The sequence below is a fragment of the Marinobacterium marinum genome (assembly GCF_013868415.1).
GTDB lineage: Bacteria > Pseudomonadota > Gammaproteobacteria > Pseudomonadales > Balneatricaceae > Marinobacterium > Marinobacterium marinum.
In genome coordinates, this window is sequence record NZ_JACEMT010000029.1 from 1 (window position 1) to 22,209 (window position 22,209).

At 48.3% G+C, this 22,209-nt stretch carries 18 protein-coding genes, 1 pseudogene and 1 other annotated feature; of the genes and pseudogenes, 13 read left to right on the forward strand and 6 right to left on the reverse strand.

What is annotated here, in order from left to right; all coding sequences use genetic code 11:
• Window positions 1–84: 84 nt before the first annotated feature.
• From tnpA to tnpC, 3 genes are read left to right on the forward strand one after another with little or no spacing between them, the layout of a single operon-like run.
• A complete protein-coding gene (gene tnpA, locus H1S06_RS00525; RefSeq protein WP_181736330.1) occupies window positions 85–402 on the forward strand; it encodes an IS66 family insertion sequence element accessory protein TnpA in 318 nt (105 codons plus the stop codon).
• The gene (gene tnpB, locus H1S06_RS00530) at window positions 402–770 is read left to right on the forward strand and encodes an IS66 family insertion sequence element accessory protein TnpB (protein WP_181736331.1); all 369 of its coding nucleotides are present in this window, start codon (window positions 402–404) and stop codon (window positions 768–770) included. Before tnpA ends, tnpB begins: the two co-directional genes overlap by 1 nt.
• 46 nt (window positions 771–816) lie before the next feature.
• Complete coding sequence (tnpC, locus tag H1S06_RS00535; protein WP_181736332.1) at window positions 817–2,502, forward strand: IS66 family transposase; 1,686 nt, start codon at window positions 817–819, stop codon at window positions 2,500–2,502.
• A 496-nt stretch (window positions 2,503–2,998) separates the two neighbouring features.
• Here the strand turns inward: tnpC and H1S06_RS00540 are convergent, their stop codons facing one another.
• On the reverse strand, window positions 2,999–5,527 hold the full coding sequence (locus H1S06_RS00540) for a hypothetical protein (protein ID WP_181736333.1): 2,529 nt from the start codon (window positions 5,525–5,527) through the stop codon (window positions 2,999–3,001).
• A gap of 154 nt (window positions 5,528–5,681) precedes the next feature.
• Between H1S06_RS00540 and H1S06_RS00545 the strand changes: the two genes are divergently transcribed.
• Together H1S06_RS00545 and H1S06_RS00550 are read left to right on the forward strand one after the other, a co-directional pair.
• Window positions 5,682–6,776 carry a thiamine-phosphate kinase gene (locus H1S06_RS00545; RefSeq protein ID WP_181736334.1) on the forward strand — a complete coding sequence of 365 codons (1,095 nt, stop codon included), beginning with the start codon at window positions 5,682–5,684 and terminating at the stop codon, window positions 6,774–6,776.
• 36 nt (window positions 6,777–6,812) lie between these two features.
• The gene (locus tag H1S06_RS00550) at window positions 6,813–7,484 is read left to right on the forward strand and encodes a thymidylate synthase (RefSeq protein WP_181736335.1); all 672 of its coding nucleotides are present in this window, start codon (window positions 6,813–6,815) and stop codon (window positions 7,482–7,484) included.
• 13 nt (window positions 7,485–7,497) lie between these two features.
• On the opposite strand, the gene H1S06_RS00555 is transcribed toward H1S06_RS00550, so the two are convergent.
• The gene (locus tag H1S06_RS00555) at window positions 7,498–10,719 is read right to left on the reverse strand and encodes an NACHT domain-containing protein (RefSeq protein WP_181736336.1); all 3,222 of its coding nucleotides are present in this window, start codon (window positions 10,717–10,719) and stop codon (window positions 7,498–7,500) included.
• A gap of 304 nt (window positions 10,720–11,023) precedes the next feature.
• A protein-coding gene (locus H1S06_RS00560; RefSeq protein WP_181736337.1) for an IS3 family transposase occupies window positions 11,024–12,186 on the reverse strand; the annotation gives its coding sequence in 2 pieces (ribosomal slippage) (window positions 11,024–11,931 and window positions 11,931–12,186; 1,164 coding nt in all).
• 690 nt (window positions 12,187–12,876) lie between these two features.
• On the opposite strand from H1S06_RS00560, the gene H1S06_RS00565 reads away from it, so the two are divergent.
• Entirely contained in the window at window positions 12,877–13,410 is a 534-nt protein-coding gene (locus tag H1S06_RS00565) for a hypothetical protein (protein ID WP_181736338.1), read from the forward strand.
• Between the two features lie 83 nt (window positions 13,411–13,493).
• On the opposite strand, the pseudogene H1S06_RS15760 reads toward H1S06_RS00565, so the two are convergent.
• Window positions 13,494–14,186 (reverse strand): annotated as a pseudogene (locus H1S06_RS15760) (IS3 family transposase); the annotation flags it as partial.
• A gap of 74 nt (window positions 14,187–14,260) precedes the next feature.
• Window positions 14,261–14,377 (reverse strand) — a sequence feature (AL1L pseudoknot).
• Window positions 14,378–15,035: 658 nt separating this feature from the next.
• On the opposite strand from H1S06_RS15760, the gene H1S06_RS00575 reads away from it, so the two are divergent.
• The 7 genes from H1S06_RS00575 (at window position 15,036) to H1S06_RS00605 (ending at window position 20,780) form a co-directional block, all read left to right on the forward strand.
• A complete protein-coding gene (locus H1S06_RS00575) occupies window positions 15,036–15,755 on the forward strand; it encodes a DUF4339 domain-containing protein (RefSeq protein WP_181736340.1) in 720 nt (239 codons plus the stop codon).
• A gap of 449 nt (window positions 15,756–16,204) precedes the next feature.
• A complete protein-coding gene (locus tag H1S06_RS00580) occupies window positions 16,205–17,209 on the forward strand; it encodes a helix-turn-helix transcriptional regulator (protein ID WP_181736341.1) in 1,005 nt (334 codons plus the stop codon).
• Between the two features lie 41 nt (window positions 17,210–17,250).
• Entirely contained in the window at window positions 17,251–17,904 is a 654-nt protein-coding gene (locus H1S06_RS00585) for a HEPN domain-containing protein (RefSeq protein ID WP_181736394.1), read from the forward strand.
• 57 nt (window positions 17,905–17,961) lie between these two features.
• The gene (locus tag H1S06_RS00590; RefSeq protein ID WP_181736342.1) at window positions 17,962–18,354 is read left to right on the forward strand and encodes a TerB family tellurite resistance protein; all 393 of its coding nucleotides are present in this window, start codon (window positions 17,962–17,964) and stop codon (window positions 18,352–18,354) included.
• Window positions 18,354–19,352 carry a hypothetical protein gene (locus H1S06_RS00595; protein ID WP_181736343.1) on the forward strand — a complete coding sequence of 333 codons (999 nt, stop codon included), beginning with the start codon at window positions 18,354–18,356 and terminating at the stop codon, window positions 19,350–19,352. Before H1S06_RS00590 ends, H1S06_RS00595 begins: the two co-directional genes overlap by 1 nt.
• A 59-nt stretch (window positions 19,353–19,411) precedes the next feature.
• Entirely contained in the window at window positions 19,412–20,512 is a 1,101-nt protein-coding gene (locus H1S06_RS00600; protein WP_181736344.1) for a lecithin retinol acyltransferase family protein, read from the forward strand.
• Window positions 20,496–20,780 (forward strand): YkgJ family cysteine cluster protein, encoded by a 285-nt coding sequence (locus tag H1S06_RS00605; protein ID WP_181736345.1) that lies wholly within the window; start codon window positions 20,496–20,498, stop codon window positions 20,778–20,780. The genes H1S06_RS00600 and H1S06_RS00605 overlap by 17 nt, the downstream gene beginning before the upstream one ends.
• Before the next feature lie 100 nt (window positions 20,781–20,880).
• On the opposite strand, the gene radC is transcribed toward H1S06_RS00605, so the two are convergent.
• Entirely contained in the window at window positions 20,881–21,375 is a 495-nt protein-coding gene (radC, locus tag H1S06_RS00610; protein ID WP_181736346.1) for a RadC family protein, read from the reverse strand.
• Between the two features lie 21 nt (window positions 21,376–21,396).
• On the reverse strand, window positions 21,397–22,206 hold the full coding sequence (locus tag H1S06_RS00615) for a DUF932 domain-containing protein (protein WP_181736347.1): 810 nt from the start codon (window positions 22,204–22,206) through the stop codon (window positions 21,397–21,399).
• Window positions 22,207–22,209 lie beyond the last annotated feature (3 nt).

Sequence of the window (22,209 nt, forward strand, 5' to 3'; positions counted from 1 at the left end):
GTAAGCGCCCTTAAATCAGCACCTTTTTTCCAGCCACTGACCGCCGCACACTGATTCCATCGTCACCTACGCGAGGAATCCAGCATGAACTCAGCCGAGCGCACACACTACTGGCAACAGCACATTGAACACTGGCGTGATACCGGGCTATCCGGTGCTGCTTTCTGCAAACAGCAGTCACTGTCCTATCACCAGTTTGTCTATTGGCGCCGCAAGCTCGAAGGTACAGATGATGCGACCGATACCGAGCGTACACCAACATCCGGCTTTGCTCGCGTCACCCAGGTGGCCGCTTCACCGCTATCGGATGATCTGACCCTGAAGCTTCCCGGCGGCATGGCCATTACAGGGCTGCATGCCGGTAATGTCGACCTGCTCGGCGCGATCCTGAGGCAGCTCTGATGAAACCGCGGTATCTTCGTCCCTCTCGGTCCATGCCCGAGATCTATCTGTACCGTGAGCCCATTGATTTTCGCAAGCAGGCCAATGGTCTGGCGGTGCTGATTGAACAGGAGTTGGGACAGAACCCCTTCACCGGTGCGCTGTATGCCTTCACCAACCGACAGCGTAACAAGATCAAGTGCCTGATGTGGGAGGACAACGGCTTTATCCTCTATTACAAGGCGCTGGCCGAAGAGAAATTCAAGTGGCCGAGCCCGGCTGATGAGCTCATGCCGTTGACCGGCGAGCAGATCAACTGGCTGCTCGATGGCTATGATATCAGCCTGCTGCAAGGCCATAAAACCTTGCAGTATGAGGCCGTTGGATAGCCGGTTTTGGGTGCTTCAACTGGCTGTTTTTGATATAATTTTGCCCATGAAAACACAGCCCGAAACCACCTCAAAGACGCCTGATATCAGCAGTTTATCGACCGCTGACTTGCTGTCGATGGTGGCCGGGCTGCAGCAGCAACTGGCCTCGAAAGAGGATGAGCTTGAACGGCAAAACCAAGTGCTTGAGCAGCGGGATCAGGCCGTCAAAGCGCGTGACCGGCAACTCCAGCAGCGCGAGCAATACATCCTGTTGCTGGAAGAGATGCTGCGCTTGCAACGCATCCAGCGGTTCGCGGCCAGCAGTGAGAAAACGGCCCACCAGATCCACCTCTTCGATGAGTCCGAACTGGAAGCCGAGATCGATCAGCTGCGGGATCAGCTCCCGGACGATATTGAAGCCGCTGAAGGTGATACCCCTGCTGTCACGCCTGCACCCAAGCGCCGTCAGCGCGGCTTCTCCGATCACCTGCTGCGTGAGCGTATCGAGCTGCAGCTGAGTGATGAAGAGAAGGCCGGGGCGGTCAAAACCTTCTTCACCAAGGTCAAGGAAGAGCTGGACTATATCCCCGCCCAGCTCAAAGTACTGGAATACTGGCAGGAAAAAGCGGTGTTCGAGGAGAACGGCGACGAGCGTATCCTGGCCGCGGCTCGCCCGACACACCCGCTGGGCAAATGCATCGCCACCCCGGCCCTGCTGGCCTACCTGATCACCTCCAAATATGCCGATGGTCTGCCGTTGTATCGGCAAGAGCAGATGTTCAAGCGTCTGGGCCATGAGCTGTGCCGCACCCGCATGGCGCACTGGATCATCCGTCTGGATGAGGTGTTCAAACCCCTGATCAACCTGATGCGGGAAGCGCAGAACAGTGCGGCCTACCTGCAGGCTGACGAAACCCGGATCCAGGTACTCAAAGAGGATGGCAAAGCCGCCCAATCCGATAAATGGATGTGGGTGACCCGTGGCGGACCACCGGGCCAACCTTCCGTCCTGTTCGCCTATGATCCCTCTCGAAGTGGAGCGGTGCCCGTGCGCCTGCTTGATGACTTCAAGGGTGTGCTGCAGGCGGATGGTTACTCCGGTTATGCGCCGATCTGTTCAGCCAATGAGCTGACCCGTATCGGCTGCTGGGATCACGCCCGCCGTAAGTTTATCGAAGCGACCAAAGGGGCCAAGCCGGCGGGTAAAGGCAAACAGACCAAGCTGTCCAAAGCGGATGTGGCACTTGGCCACATCAACAAGCTGTATGCCATCGAGCGTCAGATCAAGGACCTGAACCCTAACGAACGCTACCGGATCCGTCAGGAGCTGAGCCTCCCCAAACTGGAAGTGTTCAAGTCTTGGCTGGATGCGAACGTGGGGCGTGTGATGAAAGGCGGGCTAACTCGCAAAGCGATGGAATACACCCTGAACCAGTGGCCCACCCTGATCGGCTACTGTAAGCGGGGTGACCTGCATATCAGCAACGTACTGGCCGAGAATGCCATCCGCCCGTTCGCCGTGGGGCGCAAGGCCTGGTTGTTCGCGGATACTCCGCAGGGCGCTCACGCCAGTGCCACCTGTTACTCCCTGATCGAAACGGCCAAAGCCAACGACCTGGAACCCTCGGCGTACATCCGGCATGTGCTGGAGCGCATCGCCGATGCTGACACCCTGGAAAAGCTGGAGCGACTGCTGCCCTGGAATGTTGAGCTGGAACGTACTTCAAAAAAAGTGGCGCAGTACAGTTAAGGGCAAGTGGGTCGTTTTAACGGCGGATACGGACAACCCATTGGTATGGATACTCCCACGCAGTCGTTGAACCGACTCCAAGGCCGAAAGCAAAAGGAGCGAGATGCTTCAGCACCTTTGGGGGAAATGAGCCTTTTTTCAATCCATGATTTGCGGCGAACTGCTACTACGGCATGGTCCGAGCACTTGGGAGCAGACAAGCTACTGGCTGATGTGATGATTGGTCATGCAGAGCCAAAGCTGATTGCAACCTACAACAGAGCAGATCGCTGGCCTTTACAGGTTCGGACTTGGGAGCGATGGGGGGAGTTATTGACCTCACTAACCTCGACCACGGAAAGTGGTTTGCGCCCGCAGGACTATGATAACGTGGTCTACGTGAAGTTTGGTAAATCCTGACGCTTCCCCTACCAGCATTATTGCGGAGTAGAGTGATGGGTAGAGCCCGCTGAAACAGGGGCTCGTAAAGCGTAACAGATGGACTGTTTACAGGGTGTCACCTGAAGTTGAACGGTAATAACAGTCGTAACTCATCATCGATAGCCTCAAAAGACCCGCTAAAGGCAGTCTCTAAGTGATTAATGGGCGCATTAGGCAGTGCTCTCCTAGCGATTTCGAATCGCTTGCCAGCGTCCGCCTTTAGGTCCTTAGGCAGGAGATCAAGCTGTGATGCACAGCGCTCTATGACGGTGCCTATCCAAGTGATCGTTCCATGAGGATGACCGTCACAAATATCAAGTGAAAGCCTGATTTGCTGTTGAGCATCTGCTATGCGCCCATGACGAGCAAGGAGTATTGCTCTATAAAAGGCTATTAACTGCCAGGGATGATCTTCTCCAAGCACCCAATCATCAAATGACGCGATATACTGATCTACTAAATATTCTTCTTTAAGACGCTCTGTCGCAAGCGCTCGAAGTAAAAGATGGTGAGCAAAACGTTTCGTACCCTCCCAAGTATGCATATGTTTTACAGCTTGATTAAGATTCGTACGGCTCTGTGTATTAACAAATTCTTCACATTGATCTTTAATAAGGCCGCAATTCGCGGAACTCTTATCTAAAAGTGCAAACATGCGATAGCTTTGAGTCTGCTTGATCTCCCGACTACGCTGAATCGGATCGGATAGCTTATTGAAGCTCAACAAAGCCTGATCAAAGTAATTCACCGCACCTTCATAGTCTTCTTTAAATGCAGCTAATTGTCCGCGGGTCGACAGCAACTTACCGTAATTCTTCAACCCAAAAACCTTTGGCTCTTCTTCTAGAACTTTATCTATATAGGGAAGCATTAAATCGAAGCTATAAGCATTGGTCATTGATATTACCGAACGTAAAATAACTTCAGCAGCCTGTGGAGCATCTTCATCAAGGAGTTGAAACGCCAGAGCCATTGTCTCAGCAAGGACGTCTTGAGCTGAGAGACCTTGATGGTTATCCAATGCTAACTGTGCAGCCCTATATTGTAATTTTACAATTTTAGGAATCTCATGATCTTTTGGCTTATATGTGTTTAGCCACCCGATAGCCCTTGAAAGTATGTGAGGCGAAGCCTCTTTAACTCTAAGCCGTTCTTGAACTTCCGCTAAGTACCTTATCCATACATATGGCGCATTTTGCGCAGTCTCACCTAACTGTAACAGCACGTCGTCGACCAGTGTCCTTGAACCTATTTCGTTAATAGACGATGCGAGCCGGTACCAATCCTCCGGCAGAAGGGAGTGCCCATCATTCAAAGCTATTAATGTTCGTTCCAAAAGCCCATTACTGTCAGGCGAGAGGAGACAATGGTCTTCCAGCTTGAAATGTTGCAGCAGTGCTTTTCTTTCCGGTGTCGGGCTGCCCCAGCAATTTGCAATGGTATCGACATAACCGTTAAATTTACTTTCTTTCTTTTTAACAAACTTCATATGTAATTCGAGGTTTGAATATCGGGCAGGACTGATACGCTTCAGCTCTGCCAGTATAGACTCCGCCCGGATACTTAAGGCAGACCCTCTGTAGTCTGTAGTTTGTTCAACCTCAAATTTTACCGTTGTCGTTTGATGTTGATCGATCGGCAATAACCGCAATACCCAACGTATCAGCAAATCAATTTGTTGGTACCAGTTATCTCCAAAAACAACTGGGTCTTTAACTGAAAAACCGAAGATACCTACTGGCTGTGAGGTTAGCCTGCGTAGGTTTTCCTCAACCACGGCATGAATTTCATCTGTAGCATGGAACCCATCATCTAGTGGAGGCAGAGAAATAGATTCAGGAACAATCAGAGCAACGAATTTTCCAACAAATGAATTTTGTGCTTCTGATGCAAAATTAGGATCATGAATTTCTCCCGTCTCATCAATAGCAACTGTCCATTTAGTGCTTGGTTTCAGCGCCGGAAGAAAGTTGGGGTGAATATCGTTTGTTAACGTTAACTCTTCTGATGATATTCGATACCCTTTATTCAGCTCTGCTTTGATTTTATTTTTTTCAAGTCTGCTTAGCTTATTTTTCTTCTCCCTAAGAATCGACTCGATAACTCGATTCGGTAAGCCATCAGATGTCGCTTTCACCCATTTATCTAACTTTTCTCCAAATCCAAATTTCTTGATTTCATTTAAGAGGCTATTGACTAAGCTATAAGCTAATTCGCCATCTTTTTTGGCTTGGAGGAGTCTTTCTTTTACATCTGACACATCAGTAACAAATTTCTCTGCATCGAGCTCAAGCTGCCGAATCTTTTGACTGTTTTTTTTAGAACCCCACGCGTGATTACGGTAGTAATTAGTCTCTAATTTTTTGAAATTCTCTTCTGATATTGATTTTTTTTTAGGAGCTGATACCTCATTCCAAAATCTAGCCGCATAGGTGGTCAGCTCTCTACTAGTATTAGTATCGGCAGAAAATATTACGTCCTGTTCACACAGCCCGTCGGCAATTTTCTGCAAGTGTTCAAGACTAACTGTATTAGGTAAATAAAGAATTGATGAGCTGCCCAGATTAAGGCGTTCATCACCTGAAAGATGAATTTGTATCGGCATTCCATGGGTACTCGTTCAATAAAAAATCAATAAATTCAGCACGAATTTTCATGACAAAAGCGTACACTTCGATGCTATAATACACAACAAAAATATACGCTTATACTTGGCCTTGATCTAGTTATGATTGATCAGGTACTGAAGAAAAATCACTATGTTTGATAAAACAGCGGATAACAGAACATTACAGGCTACAGGCGAGCGATTCATCAAGGAACGACTTATCCGTCGTTTGCAGAGCTCTCCCGAGACAACACAAAGCTTGCTTGGAGGCCTAGGACACGATGCCGGCGTTTTAAATAATCCGCTCAAACCAGACGATACTCTGCTCGTAAACACAGATCGGTCAGGTGTTAATAAAGCATACAAACTAGGTCTTGCCGGTGGAGAATGTATTGGTGACTTTGCGATTTCTCATGCTGTTAGCGACATTCTAGCAACCGGGGGCGTCCCCTTTGCCGTGTCTGTAGCACTACTACTACCTGGCGAGGCAACTATTCAGTTAGTCGATGAAATCGTCGATGGTATACAGCAGGCCTGCGCGCACTATGGTGTAACACTCACAGGCGGCGATACTAAGAAGGCTGAAGCGCTTTCTTTAGTCGTCACTGCGCTCGGCAAAGCCCCTGTTGACAATCTCCTATTTCGGAACACTCCCCAAATAGGTGACCAGTTGGTTGTATCAGGCACGCTTGGCTCGATGTTACTCGGCTCCATTGTCTATAAAAGGGGACTTCAAGTATCAGATAATGTCCGGCAACGTCTTGATCAAGCACTTATACAGCAGCGCCCACCATTTAGGTTAGGCTTAGCTATGAGTGGAGCTCGCATTGCTCATGCATGCACGGATATCAGCGATGGCCTCCAAGCAGCCTGCCGTAACATTCTCTCGGGTACTAACTTGGGAATCGAGCTGGATGAGGCAAAAATTCCAATCCACTGCGAACTAAGAGACTTAGCCAGCACCTTGTCACTATCACCCCTTCAGCTTTCCCTGGCGGGCGGGGACTGGCAATTCCTTTATAGTATTCCGGAGAAGGAATTAACCGCATTGAACACCTTATCCAAGCACAGTGGTACTCCGCTAACCGTGATTGGCGAGGTCACCGATACACACGGTATATGGGCTAAGACGTTAGATGGAGAGCAGAAAAGACTGCGCCCGATAGAGCATGACAGTTTTTCTGATCGCGTCGAGGGAAAAAGCTACTTTGAGTTCTTAAGCGATCCCCGTGAACTGTTCGAGTAGCAACGCCCACTGATTATTATTTGTTGAGATTAATTCATGTTTACAGTTACAGCTCACACCTTAGGGGAGTGCTGGCAGAAGTGCATTGAGACTGTGCTTGCCGAGGGGGTTCGTCACTATGACGAAGATGTGGCTATATATGAAGTTTTAGGGCTGTGTGTCGAAATCGAACGACCCTCCTCAGAAGATCTGTTTATCGAAAGTGTTGGCGACCATCAGGTTATCAACAAGATGTTGGAAAAATTCTCGAAGGGAGTCGTTATGAATGACCGCCCATTTACGTATGGGCAGCTCATCTACGATATGAATGGTGTGGATCAATTCGAGTGGATGTTGAAACGGTTGCGGGACAAGCCTGAAACGAAGTCAGCAACAATCTCACTAGTCACGCCTGGCCTAGATGATTTGAACCTTCCATGCCTGAGCACACTTGATGCGAAAATCCGAAATGGTGAACTCCATTTACAGTTCTTTTTTCGTAGCCAGAATATTTTTGGTCGCCAGTACGCGAATTTTTTGGCTCTTGCGACGCTTTTCGAAAGCTTGGCAGACAGGGCTGGTGCCAGCGTCGGGAGTATGAGCGGGTATATCGCATCGGCCCACATATATGAGTATGACATAGCCGATGCCCGGAAACTGATCGGGACCCAAGCGATTCAAGTCACCGACCAGTACTACTTCAAAGGCCCCGCATCCGTGCGTACCTAGGAACCGGCTATGATTAGGCTCCCCGAAGCGCCTCTCTAGCGAGGCCTATAAGGCTTCGATATTCCTTGCGACGTTTCTTGCTGCCGTGTTCAAGGAAGAACGCCTCCGCCAGGTCGATCAATTCCTTGCGCTCAGTTAATGGCCAGCGGGTACTGGCTTCAACTTGTTCAGCAAGGAAACGATGGTAACCATTACCTGGAGGAAAGTTATGAGGTTTCTGCATATCTTCGCGAATATTTTTGAGAAGCATTTGCTCTGGAGACAAGTATATTTGTGCGAGTACATCACCCGAGTCCTTCGTAGCACCGGTATCGCTTCGAATATGGGGGGCTTGAGGTACTTCCGTGCGGCCTTTTTCGTGGCCTATCCCATGAACCCGGTCCCGAATCGATTTTGGTATCTGCTGGCGCGAGTCAGCCAAGCCTGCCTCCAGGATGAACTGAATATCCTTACCCTCATTAACTCTATTGTAAAGGGACTCAAGTTGCTGCTTGTTAAAGTCCTCGCGCCGGAGGACGCCCGTCTTCACTAGCTGTTTCGCTCGGATTGGAGATACTGTATCAACAAGGCGGTTAATCTGCACCGGGTCATGGCGTATTTCTGCCGCTTGCACGACTCCATCACGAACCAAGGTGCTCAGGATTCGCGGAGATAATTCTCTGTTGCTCGCCATGGTTTTCAGTAAAGAGCGCTGTTCCCCGTTAAGCTGAGACGCCTTGATTGTCTTAGCTGCCAATAATGCGAGAAGCTTGCTATCTAAGGGCTCGGTTTTATCCGCATTGAGAGCACGCTTCCAGTGCTTCCGAAACTCATCCTGACTGATAATCTTATTTCTCACCATGAAACAAAGCTCGGCAATCGATGCCTCACTCAACGCTTGGTCACGTTCATCATTAGTCAGCTCACCCACTAACAATTTCTGTGCTTCAGTCAGATGAATAAGCCAGCCGGGCTGGGCGACTAGGACATGTGCAAGTAGTTCAAGCCAAAGGTTTCGCTGATCGATCAGTAGATGCTGCAGACGCTCTATCCGACGCAGTCCGTTATCATGGCTACTCAGCGAATACCAAAATGCCATACCTTCAAGGGCAGCAGTCAGCTCTTGCGGCAACGCATGCTTTTGTTTCCGAAGCCGTGGTGACGGGGTGCGTCCAAGATACGACAAGCGCTGGGTAATGCTCTCTACGCTCTCCCCCCTCAGGCATCTGATGATGCCTTGTACCCAAAGGCTATTTTGTGGGGCAAGGTGACGATAGCCCGGTTCTGGTAATGTTTTTAACGCTTCCTCGTCTCGGTAAGCTGCACAGACCAGCAAGGGAGCAACTCGCCAAGCGCTCTGCAAAAAGTCTTCAGGTGGTTGGTCAAATAGCTCAAACGCAAAAGCAATGGGCATAGCCCAACGCAAGGGATCAGATATATTGGCCGCTTGAATGAGTTCATATTCAGAATGTTCCACCAGAAAAAACGCGACCAGGAACTCTTGTATGGTTTCATGCTTAAACCGGATGACCCGTCCATTATAGGTCCACTCTATCATCAGCCCCTGTACCACCCGGGTGATGAATGAATGGCATCGATCCCCCAGCACAATACGAAGTCGTTCTTCTGCATACGCTGCCGTACAGGCAACCAGCCCATCAGAGTGCATTGAATAAGCGAGAATAGCCAAACCTTCCCGGATATCACTTTCCGACCAAATTGCCACCTCACCAGCAGAAAGGTCCTTCGACAGTTCTCGTCGTATCCATGAATCTAAAAAGGACTGATAGAGCTGAGCAAGACCACCGGGAAGATCGCCACTATCGTCCCATACACTGACCGCCACTCGCAGTAGTATCGGGCTTTGCGCGATCATCGGCGCTGTCGATTTCAGATGCAATGTATTCCAAAACGCCTGTATGACATCTGGATCATCGCCCAAATGGTTCCTAACGAATTGCTGCTGGCTTTCAGCAGCCATCGAGCGTAGTTCAATTACTTTCCGCGCATAGGAAGGAAGGTGGGATGTGCGCGTAGATACGATAATTTTACCGTTGGGGTGTTCTTTTAGCAGGTCACTCAGTTCAGCAACACATTGGTCATAGTGAGAGGAAGGACATTCGTTTAATCCATCTAGAACCAGGGTTAAGTGGCCAGCGTCCAGTTCAAGCTGAATATCACACCAATTTAGCGGTGGGATTTCCCGACAGATCAGGTCACGCAAACCAGAAGCGGTATACGCTGCAAGCGGCACATACACGCCCCACGTACCGGGCTCGCTATGCCCCTGGAGACAAAGTTTTCGCGTATATTCCCTCAGACTAGTGCTTTTACCTGCCCCGGGCTCACCTGTCAGAAAAGCGGGATAAACCCTGGTCACTACTTCCTGCAGGTCACCCCGCCACTTACTCGCCCCCCCATCAGTGTTACCAGAAAGTAGATAATCCTCTTCGGGCATACGCCTGTGCCGGGTGGAATCATTGGAAATCAGCCAGACATCCGCTTCTAGCGGGACGTAGGTTCGCCCAACCTCCTCCCAATCTCTCACTGCGTCACTACAGTAGTTGCGAACGGTGTTAACAAACACAGCCGGATCGGTTTTCTGAAGCTCTCTGATCCAGGTTATGAACTTTTGGCTAAAGAGTGTTAAATCACGCTGCCCCCACCAGTGGACGGCATCTTCTCTGGAGTACTGGATGACCTGCCCTCGATCCCCACCAACCCGGATAAAGACAGTATCCTGCAGCTCGCTGTTTTTGCTGGCGGCATGTGTCAGCGTAAGTGGGCCAAGTGCATGCTCACGTGGCGGGACAGCGAATACCAGTACATCGATATTCTGATACGTCGCCCACTGGGGGTTGAAAGTGATCTGGTCCGCGGTGACTTTCCAGCGCCAGTGGCCTTTTGTCGTACGCCACCCCTCTTTGAGAAGCACCTTGCTCGATATACGACGAGTGAACTTGTCCTTATCCCCGTCAAAGCCGCTTGCCTCGAGCCCTATAGCCTTGCCAGCATCATCGATGCCGAGCACGACCAAACCGCCACTAGAACTATTGGCCATGCCGACCAGTGCTTTAACAAGGTGAAAAATGTAATCCGCCTCGTTGAATTTGGACGCTTCATCCGAATCCTGGGGCTGGATCGCGGCCTTGAACTCAAGCCAGTCGACCTCTTCCCCTTCCGTTATTTCAATGATCGAATCCAACTCGTAGCCCTTGATCGAGAGAGCTTCGTTCGCAAATTCGAATCCGTTCATACCGCATCCTTTAAGTAAATGAGTGCCTTGCCCATCTCAGCCATTCGCCATGACGCGGAATGAGAGCTGATTCAGGGCGCTTCAGGCTATAGACAGAAGATACCCTCGAAAAGACCTAACGGAGGATATCAAAGAAGCCCTTTGACGTGAGGACTGCTGGTGCAGAAGCGATTTGCTCTAAAGGACGCTCAAGTAACCTGGAACCTAACCGGGTGAGATCATCTTTCACCCGATACGGGATAGCCTTTTCATGCTCGCCCAAAAACGTGAGCGCCTGACTTACCGACCACTCGTTGTGTAGTGGTCAACTAATCCCGGACACGGTTTTAAGTTTTTCTTCCGCTGCCTGAGGGCTGATACCGCCATTGGCACGGTGAGGCCGTTGCTGGTTGTAGTAGCCCATCAGATAATGACCAATATCCACTTTGGCCTCAGGCAATGAGCGGTAGCCAGTTTCTGGTACCCATTCCGTTTTCAGACTTCGGAACAGTCGCTCCATCGGGGAATTATCCCAGCAATTCCCCCGACGGCTCATGCTCTGTACCATTCGATAACGCCAGATCCGTTGGCGGAACTTCAGACTGGTGTATTGGCAGCCTTGATCGGAGTGGAACATCACGCCCTCGGGTTGTCCTCGCCGTTGCCAAGCATCATCCAGGGCCTTTGTGACCAGCTCTTTGTCCGCCGAGTATGAGACTGCCCAGCCAATAACCCTGCGGGCGTAAAGACCTAGTACAACAGCCAGATATGACCAGCGAGCCCCTGTCCAGATGTAGGTTATATCACCACACCAGACCTGGTTGGGTTGCAGGACATCAAATTCACGATTCAGTCGGTTGGGGATGTCCACATGTTCTACCGTCGCTTTCTTGTACTTATGAGGCCCCGGTTGCTTACAGATCAGGCCGGATTCTTTCATCAGGCGGCGGATCAAATAGCGCCCGGCTTCAATACCTTCTGACGCCAGTAGATCACGGATACCACGACTTCCCAGCCCACTACGGCTCAACTTGAAAGCGCGGTTCACGTGCGTTTTCAGCTCCAGCTTCCGTCGGTTGATGCTGCCCTTACCGCGGCGATAGTCGTAGTAACTGGATCGTTTAATGCCTAATGCCTGACAGACCATCTTGATGGGCTTGAACTCTCTCAAACGGTCTATCAGCGCATACGTTTGAACTCGTCTGACATCAAGAGAGCGGAAGCCTTTTTTAATATGTCCTTTTCTTGTTCCAGTCGTTTGACCTGGGCTTCTAATTCCTGGATGCGCTTCTGCTCTGGCGTCATAGCTTTGCTGGTGGGTGTTTCACCACCTCGTTCTGCACGAAGTTGGTCTACCCAGCGCCTCAGCGCTGTTTCGCCTACATCAAGCGCACGACAGGCTTCGGATATGGAATACCCCTGATCAAGGACGAGGCTGGCAGCTTCAAGTTTGAACTCAGGGGTAAAGGAACGACGTTGTCTTTTCATTGAACACCTCTTGGGTGGCAAGGGTACCACCTATCTGGGTGTCCGGAATCATTAGACCACTACACATCCATTGATGCGAAGTGCCAGGGTATTGGGACTAGGGTGAAACGTATAGAAACTGTGCCACGAACGGGCATGGAGTGAACGGCAGACTCTAACGCTGCTAACTGGGTAAGAGCCTGTTCAACCGACGGAGCGGAGTTGAGTATTGTCATCGACACCTCCAAAAAAGACGCAAAATCCCCCTGGACGCCTAACGTCCAGACAAATCGGCGCAGCACAAACTGCAACAAAAATGCTTTGGGAAGCCTCGCTAGATGAGGCCGGATTTTGAGATGCGTGATCAGATGACACGCAAACCTATGTTTTGAAGGTGCTCATTGAGCGGAGACAAGGGTAGTCGGCAAATTATCCCGTGTCAACGATCGAATAATGCTTTTATTGCCCCTTGCAATTCCTGAAAAACACGTTTTACAATGAAGTCAATCCCGGCCACTAACCGACGTGGCCGTCCAACAAGCCGGATGTAGTCCGGACAACCGTGACGGGAATAACACACTCCGATCGGTATGACGCTCGTCTTTTTGGTAGTGCTACCTGCGGGTAAGACGCAAATCAATCTTCGCGTCTCCGCAGCGATTACGCATCCAAATTGTGCGATTTTTTTGTTGGATTATTCGGGAGGATTCTATGCCTATTCCTTTGATTCCTGTTCTCTCTGCCCTTGCTGCGGGCGGCTCCCTGGTTCCCCATGCAGCGGGGGGGTTGATCGTCAGCGGGGCGAGTGGATATGTCGCTGGTACGTATCTGAGCACCTCGGCCATTGCAGCCCTGTTAACCACAGCAGGTACCGCGGGGGTGGCCGGCCTGGCAGCGTTCACCGGCCTCCTCAGCTCAGCGGCCGGCGCGGTCAGTAGCGGCACTTCCGCGGCTATCGGCTCGACCGGTATATTGGGAACCTCCATTGGCGCCTCAGGCATTAAAGGTGCACTGGTGTCTTTGGGCGTAATCCCCACGGTATCTGTTGCTTTACCCTTTGCACTGGGCGGAGCTGCTGTTGCGGGAAGTGCCTACCTACTGTATCGGCATAAAAACCGATACAAAGCGCTCGTCGGAAAGATTGTTGATACCCCTGCCGGCGACGAGGCTGTCTTTACGGAAGCAGAGGCCAAACAGGTGGAGCGGATTATTCTGCTGTTAGCTAAAAAGGACAACGACGAGTAGGCCTTCTATGGGAGTCGAGGAGCCTGTAAATAATGATGTGTAACTGAACCACCCCGGTTATTTTAGAGACCGTTTTGTTTGAGTCAGGCGGCTTCACCTGGCTCTTCCAATTGGCGATAGTACGCCATTTCTCGCTCTCTACTGGGGACACGTTTCCAATAGGTTCCAGAAGTTGGCGATTATTGAACCAACGAACCCACTCCAGCTGGCATATTCCACGGTATCCAGCCCTTTTCATGGACCACGATGGTGGATTACCTCTGCCTTGAACAGGCCGATAATGGTTTCGGCGAGCGCATTGTCGTAGGAGTCACCGGTGGTACCGACTGAGGCATCGATACCCTCGTCAGCCATGCGTTCGGTGTATCGGATTGATAGGTATTGGCTACCCTATCACTGTGATGGATCAGACTTTGACGGCGCTTGTGTGCCCAAAGTGCCTGCCCCAATGCATCAAGTACCAGTTCCGTTTTCATAGACTTCGCGACACACGAACCCATGATGCAGCGGGCGTAGATTTCGATGATGAAGGCAACGTATACGAAACCTGATTAGGTCGCTATGTACTTAAAATCAGCCACCCAAAGCTGATTGGGGCGCGTTGCCGTAAAGTCTCGCTTCACCCTCACTACGCCACGAATCCCCAGACGGCGTATCAGTCGTTCTTCGGCACAGCGCACTACATCAATGCCTTCCCTCCGTAGTTGCTGCCAGACCTTAAGCACGCCGTAGACGCAGAAGTTTTACTCCCATGCACGCTGAATTTCAGCCATTAACCACTGTCCCTCCGGTACCGTTCCGGTCGACACCCAGGATCGGCTTCAAGCACTTTGCAATGGTAATACGTCGATGGGGTGATTGGCAGTTGGCTACAAATCGACTCGGCCCCGTACCAAGAACAATGCTCGTCGATGAACGAGACCATCACTTGGGTTTGGGGTCGAGCACCGCCTGGGCGAAAAAAGCAGCCGCCTTACGAAGGTGGCTTTTCCTTAAGCGACCGGTTATGACGTATCCCCCCTGTACGCTGTGTATCAGACACAGTCATCTACGTGCTTGATGCTTTTAGAAAGGAGCGATGGCAGTAGAAAGGAGATACATGGATATGTTGGCTGCTAACAGGATTCAAGTCACCACAGAACCATCGATGCTGCAGCTAGTCGCTCAGATACCTAAGGCCCGTGGTTACCAATGGGCTTATAAGGGTCGTCGCCTTGTAGTGGAATCTTGCTATAAACCTGCATTGGTGAACCCCGACTTTTATCTCGAACATCTAGTGTTGGGTTTGTGACAAAACCCAAAGGCTTTTGTCTGCTTACATGAGTCGAAAGGCACTGGGAAAAAGAGTTTGGGTACTATCTGGCTGTGTTGATGGGAAACCATTGTTTACCATCAGCGCAGGAATTTACCTGAATTGGATTTTGGGATAGCAGCTACTTATATCAGTATTGAGTGATGCCAGGCTCACAAGGGAATGATCATGCTCGATGAATGGAAATGCCCTGGTTCTATACAAGATTGGTGGGAGCAAAGCTGTAGCTCAGGCTGCTCAAGTAAATAGAAATTTTAGGAAGTTCAGTCCTGCGTCTAAAATTTTTTAACCAAAAGGAAATGGAGATCTATAAATGACAACATGGCATTACGTTGAAAATGGAGCACAGTTTGGTCCGTTAACTTTAGATGAAGTCAAGAGCGCTATTAGTGATGGGAAAATCACGCCTTCAACTAAAGTTTGGCCTGGCGAAGGTGATTGGGTTCATGCAAGCGAAACTTTGCTATCTGAATTCTTTGGAGTGCACAAAGCGACTACGCCACCTCCCCTAGCAGGAGAGGATATCGATAATAAATTTATGTGGATATTGGTAACAGTCCCTATCATCGGCGCTATTATAGACTTGATCGTAGGAATGTTTCTTTTTCTACCATCTATAATGGCAAATATTGCGCTATGTTTGCTTGACGAGAAGAAATTGAAAGCAGCAGGTCATGTTTCACCAGCGCATTGGTCGGTATTTATTGTGCCTGTATATATCTGGAAAAGGGCAGCATTACTGAACCATAAAAAACATTATTTTTTCGCCTGGATTTCAGCATTGTTTTTATCAGTATTGATCGATGTTGGTGGCTCTGAAATGGCTATTGAAGAATCGGCTTGTCCGGTCGTTACAGATATTATCCAAGAGCAGTTTTATAGTTCAGCTAGATGCATGGGGGTGACAATTGATAAAGAAGTCACGACAGGGTTCTATAAAGCAACCGCAACCCTGGATACGGGCGACGAACTGTTCATCACCATTGAAGAACGTGATGATGGAATGATCTACGTTCAGATACCAAATCAGTAAATCGCCTAGCAATCACCTGCACCCGAACAGCAACAGGCAGCGAGGTTTTCGCTGTGCCCTAGCCGAGTCGCTTGTTGTTGCCGGTGCTGTGGGGTGTTCCATGGCATTGTTCTTTTGCTCAAGCACAGCCTTGCTCACGTGTCTATTAACTTGTCCAGTTAATATAACTGCATGATTCGGATGGATATTTTGATTTTGAATAAGTCTGGATGTTCTTTAACCAGCATTTGGGAATGCGTCAGTCACGGCCGCCTGACTTGGTGTCTGTGGAGAGGTTAGAAGCAAGATTGCAGGTAATCGGATGACACCTGTCGCTCTGGTGGAGGGACTGGAGCAATTGGATAGCCCTGGCAAAACATTAGCCACCGATGATGTGACTCAGTGTAGCAATAGAAGGGAAATTTGATATGCTGTCTCCTAAGAGAAACAGGCAGTCACTAGGAAGTGAGATGAGCAGTCGCCAGGATACGCTGTTTCGGTATTTAGCCATTCTACAGCTGATACCTCGATACCCGCATCAAAAGGCCACCACAACGATACAGACCTCGCTTGAAGAGCAGGGCTTCAGAGTAGAGCTGCGATCTATCCAGCGCGACCTGGATAAAATATCAGCGCACTTCCCCTTGATGTGTGATCGAAGTCAGAGGCCTTACCGCTGGTCATTTCATCCTGATTTCAAAAGTAGCCTTCCCGAGCTGGATACTGCTTCGGCATTGACCTTGGTGCTAGCTGAGCAGTACCTGATTGACTTATTACCCCAAATCGCGATTGACCAGTTGGCAGGTCAGTTCGATAAGGCACGCAAATATCTCAATGGCTTGAACGGGAATAGGCTGGCTCATTGGAGTCATTATGTGAAAGCCGTGCCTAATGGTAAGGCTTTGAAGCCTGCACCAATCAACCAGGATGTATGGCCGCTGGTTACAGATGCACTGCTCTGTAGTTACGCCTTAGATGTTGCCTACCTAAGCCGTTCAAAGGATGAACATAAAACCTTCACGTTACATCCCTTGGGCATCGTTGCCCGACATAGTGCGTCATATTTGTTAGCTACGGTAAATGACTACGAAGATGTAAGGCAATTTGCATTGCACCGAATACGCACAATTGCAAAGAGTGATCAGCCTTACAAGTCCAAGCCTGCTTTCTGTGTAGATAGCTACATCGAGAAAGGTGCGTTTGGGTACCCGGTAGATGATAAAACAGTCTCACTCAAGGCATTTATTAGGCCTGAAGTGGCCTGGTTGCTATCTGAAACCCCGCTGAGCGCTAGGCAAATTCTTTCAGATGAAAACGCTGAGGGTTGGGTTTGGCTCGAAGCTGAAGTACCCAATGATCAGCAGACTCAATGGTGGATACAGGGCTTCGGTGCATCGATTGATGTTGTAGAGCCGGTCAGTTGGCGGGAATCAATACACCAGCAGGCCAGGGCAATATTGGGTCTGAAAGACTAAACCTAGTTCCTGGAATGAATGGGAAGAAAGAAGGGATGACCATGCAATATAACGAACTCAAAGAAATGCATAGGGCAAGGCGTGATGCTTCAGTGCCCGCACTGTCACTGAGGATTCATCGGTCCCTAAGCTGGCTGAAAAAAGCGGAGCAGAATGAAGACGATCTGGACGCAAAATTTATTTTCTTGTGGATCGCATTCAACGCCGCCTATGCGGTTGATGTAGACGAACAGTATCGTTCAACTGAAAAGCGGATGTTCGAGCAGTTTTTCATGAAGCTGGTTGATCTTGATAGCAGTAAGGAAATATATGAGCTGGTTTGGAATGAGTTTTCCGGTCTGATTCGTTCACTTCTAGATAATCAGTACATATTCCAGCCATTTTGGGACTATCAGAACGGCTATATTTCTGAGGAGCAATGGCAGAGTCGCTTCAAGGCGTCCAAGAAGAGAGCTGCAGTGGCGTTGGCTCAGCAGGACACAGTTGTTGTTCTATCGATACTTTTTCGTCGAGTTTATACCCTACGTAATCAGGTGATGCACGGTGGATCAACCGATAATAGCAGTGCTAACCGTCAGCAGCTAAAAAGCTGTACAACCTTGCTTGGCAAAATCATCCCTTTGATTCTGGGAATCATGATAAATAATGATAATCAGGAGTGGGGGGTGCCGTTTTATCCACTTATTAAAATATGATTTAACTAGATTGTTAAACCTGATTTTTAGGATTTAAAATAAAAGAAGGAGCTTTTGATGTTTATTTCATTCCTCAATAAAGATCAGCAAGGAATATTGCTTTCACTATCTAAAAAAATTATTAATATTGATGGTGTTGTTGAAGCTCAAGAGTTGGCTTTATATGACTCTATTGTTGCACAATGTGAGGCCGATGTTGAACCAAAAGAAATGAAATTGGATTCAATAGCAGATTATTTTTCATCACAGAAAGAAAAAATTGCGTTATTACTGGAGCTTGTAGGGGTTGCACATGCTGATGAAAATTATCATGAATTAGAACGTAATATTATAAATGATATCTCTGAAGCCTTGTTTATAGATTCTTCTCTTCTCGAAGACATGGAGTCTTGGGTTCATCGTCAGTTTATTTTGATGAAAGAAGCCCGTATTTTCATGGAGGCTGAATAATGCCATTACCTCTTATATTAGCAGGAGCCGCACTGGTAGCGGGAGGGTATGGAGTCAAGAAAGGAGTCGATGCAAAAGGAGACTTTGATAAGGCAAAAAATATAAATAGAAAAGCTAAGAGAATCCATGATGAGGCTAAGGGTAAACTTGAGGATGCTCATGCCAATGCTAAGAATTCGATGGAAAACCTTGGCAAAAAAAAGCTGATTATTTGGACAGAATCTATAGATCCATTTATTGAAGTATTTCAAAAGATAAAGAATATAGACGTTCATGATTCTGATCTTGCTGGTATGGAAAAATTACCAGTCATTACCGAATCTGACTTGGTTTTAATGCGAAAGACAGCAATGTCTATGAAAGAGCTGGCAAGCGGTGGAAGTACAGCTTTGGGCTCTGGTGGTTTAGCTGGGCTTGCAGCATACGGTAGTGTTCAAATGCTTGCATCTGCCTCAACAGGAACTGCTATTAGCGCTCTATCAGGTGCTGCTGCCACTAACGCTACATTAGCATGGTTAGGGGGGGGGTCTCTGGCAACTGGGGGGATGGGAATCGCTGGTGGAACGGCTGTATTAGGCGGTATTGTAGCCGGTCCGGTGCTTGCTGTTGGTGGCATGATGATGGCGTCAAAAGCAGAGACAGCGAAGGAAGATGCGTACTCCAACTTGTCTAAAGCAGAAGTAGAAGTTGAAAATATGACTTCTGGGACTGTTGCAGTCGACGGACTCCGTAGGCGTTTTAATGAAATCAATACAGTTCTAATGCAGCTAAATAGTAGGCTCAAGCCGGCATTAGGGCCATTTATTGAACTTGTGAATCATAACCCAGATTATTCAACTTATTCTGAAGAGGATAAAAAGGAAGTCTTTAAAATACAAGCATTAGCTAAAACGATAAAAAATATCCTTGACACTAAAATTTTGGACTCAGAGGGAGCGCTTACTCCGGAATCTCGTCAAGTGGTAAGAGAAGGGAATAAATTCTTGCATAAAATTTAAAACATATGAGCTGCTTGTGTAATGCAAGCAGCTCATATTTTTAGAAAGGGTAATATAAAATGAATTTAGAGGAAGTTCAGTTAAGTTCGGAAGTCTATGACTTTATGACTAAAGCACAAATTGACCACCTTTTGATGAAAACATTCAGAAACTCTGTTGTTATATCTGATTTTATTGAAAACCGAATAGATTCTCTTAGCGTGGGTGATCACCTTGTAACACCGCGAAATGGCTATAATCATCATGGTATTTTTGTCGGTATTGATAATAAAAACTCTAATAGTGATGCAAAATGTATAATTCATTACTCTGGTCTAGCGGATGGGCTTAAATCAGGGCCAATAGAAAAAGTCTCATTAACTGATTTTTGCTGTGGTAGTGATTACAGAGTTCAGCCACATGACTATATAAAATATTCAAGAGAGGAAGCAGCTCAAAGGGCATATGATCGATTAAATGAGGAAAGTTATAATCTTTTATGGAATAATTGCGAAAATTTCGTAAACTGGTGCATTGATGGAACTGGTTCTAGCCGTCAAGTTAATGGCGTATTGAAAACGGCCACTAAAACAACGCTGAAGCATATTGGTAAGTCAAACCCATTATCTAATATGGCAATTGTGATAGCAGAAAACGCAAGATGCCTTCGTTCTTATATAAATGGTGATATTGATAAAAGAACCATGCTTAATGAAATTAGTCATTCAGCAGTTACTTCAACGTCAATGTTTTGGTATGGAAGCTTGGGGCAAGCAGCAATACCTATCCCAGCTGTTGGCTTCCTTTTGGGATCTGCCGCAGGTTTTTTTATTGGGAACTCTCTTCACCAGTCTGGACATATCGCATTAGGTGAAACTGCGTCTGTAAGGGAAGCAAAAAAACGCCGGAAGGAAATAGAAGACCTGTGTGAAGAACTTAAGTCAGAAATTAAAAAAAATAGAGAGAATTTAGAGAATTACCTTGAATTACATTTTTCTGAACGTGTGAAAGAGTTCAAAGACAATTTTAATAAAATTGATTCCTCTATAATTTCGAAAAATAATGATGATTTCATTTCTGCACTGGAAGTTATTAATAGCCATTTTGATAAGGCGCTAGATTTTAAAAGTTTTGATGATTTTGATGCAATGATGGAATCTGAAGATGCATTCCAATTCTGATAGCGCTTTTCCTTGTGATAGATGTGGTATTTGTTGTCAAAATGTTGGTTTGGCTGAAGAGGTAAAATTTCTTGATCGAGGAGATGGAGTATGTAAATATTATGATTCTTCTTCTCATTCATGTTCTATATATGAAAGCCGACCTGAAATATGCCGAGTAGATGTACAATATGAAAAATATTATATAAACATATTGTCTTGGGATGAATTTGTCAAAAAAAATTTAGATATTTGTGAAAAATTAAAGTCTAATATATCTACCTTTTAGTTTATATGATTTTTTTTACGTTTATATCTAAAGCTATGTTTATAAACTATCCGTCGTAATATCAAGTTCATACACTTGCTATTACGACAGATAATAGCAATTAAAGAAGCCCATCCTCCGCAAATGAAGCGGTCCCCTCAAACCCCACAATTACATGGTCCAGCAGCCGTATCTCAACGGTATTGAGTGCCTGCTGTAGTCGATCAGTAATCTGCCGGTCCGCGCTGCTCGGTTCAGGATCACCGGAGGGGTGGTTATGCACCAAGACGACCGCAGCCGCATTCTGTGCCAGGGCAGCTTTTACCACTTCACGCGGATAGACGCTGGCGGTGTTGATTGTGCCCTGGAACAGCTCCACGAACTCGATGATCCGGTGTCGGTTGTCCAGCAATACCATTCCGAACACTTCACGTTCATAGTCCATCAGCAGGGTTTGCAGCGCATTGAACACGGCATCGGGGTTTTCCATTGAGCGGCCACGCTTCAGGCGTCGACGTGCCAGCATCTTGGCCAGGCGCATCAGCTCGGTATCGGTAACCGCTTCGGGGACGACATAGGTGCCGGGCAACTCCCCGGCGATCAGTTGTATTGCCATGAGTATGATCTCCTTGAATGGTTAAGCGGCGCGGGACTGGCCTTTCAGGTGAGCGAAGTGTTCGGTCAACTGCCACAACGCTCGGTTGAGTCGGACATCTTCTGTGACGGACCGAATGGCACGGGTGCTGGTATGGCGCCCATTGCGGGAACGGCCTGCCAGGCCGCCTTTGAGCAGGTTTTCCTGGGCGCGATTGAATACGCGCCACAGATTTTGGTCCCGGTCTTCTGAGCGACGGGCCTGCAGTAAGGCATCGGGTTGAATGGGACTGACTTCACGCCAGTCTTCGCCGTAACGCAGCGTCAGGGCGGACTGAGCGAACAGCCGTGATTCTTCGGGGCTGAGACGCATGGACTGGAATTGCTCGACGGTACCAGCCAGGTTGGGTACTTCATCGATCAGGGCGATTGAGCCATCCAGTATTTGGTCCACCACCTGCTTACCGTGCCGTACGCGGATACCGCCCATATCTCCTACGGGGGTGACCATGCCGTTACTGCAGATCAGGCGGAAAAGCCCCAGGTCCAGTTGATAAGCGGCGGTACGGTCGTGGCTGTTGGTCAGCACTAACTCCGCAATGCTGTCGCCCACGGTGATCTGACGATCCGGGTCTTGGCGAAAACGCACCATGTGCCTTGTGGTATCGCGGCGTTCAGGGTCGCGTACACGGGTTTGCTGTGCCCTGACCGGGTACCAGCCTTCAGCCTGCAGGGCGTCAACGACTTCTATGGTCGGTACGAAGCCATAATGGTCAGATACTGACAGATCAGGTGCCTGTGCGAAGATGGCGGGTGCCTGACGGTAAAGTTGTTCACGGGATAAGGTACTCATGAT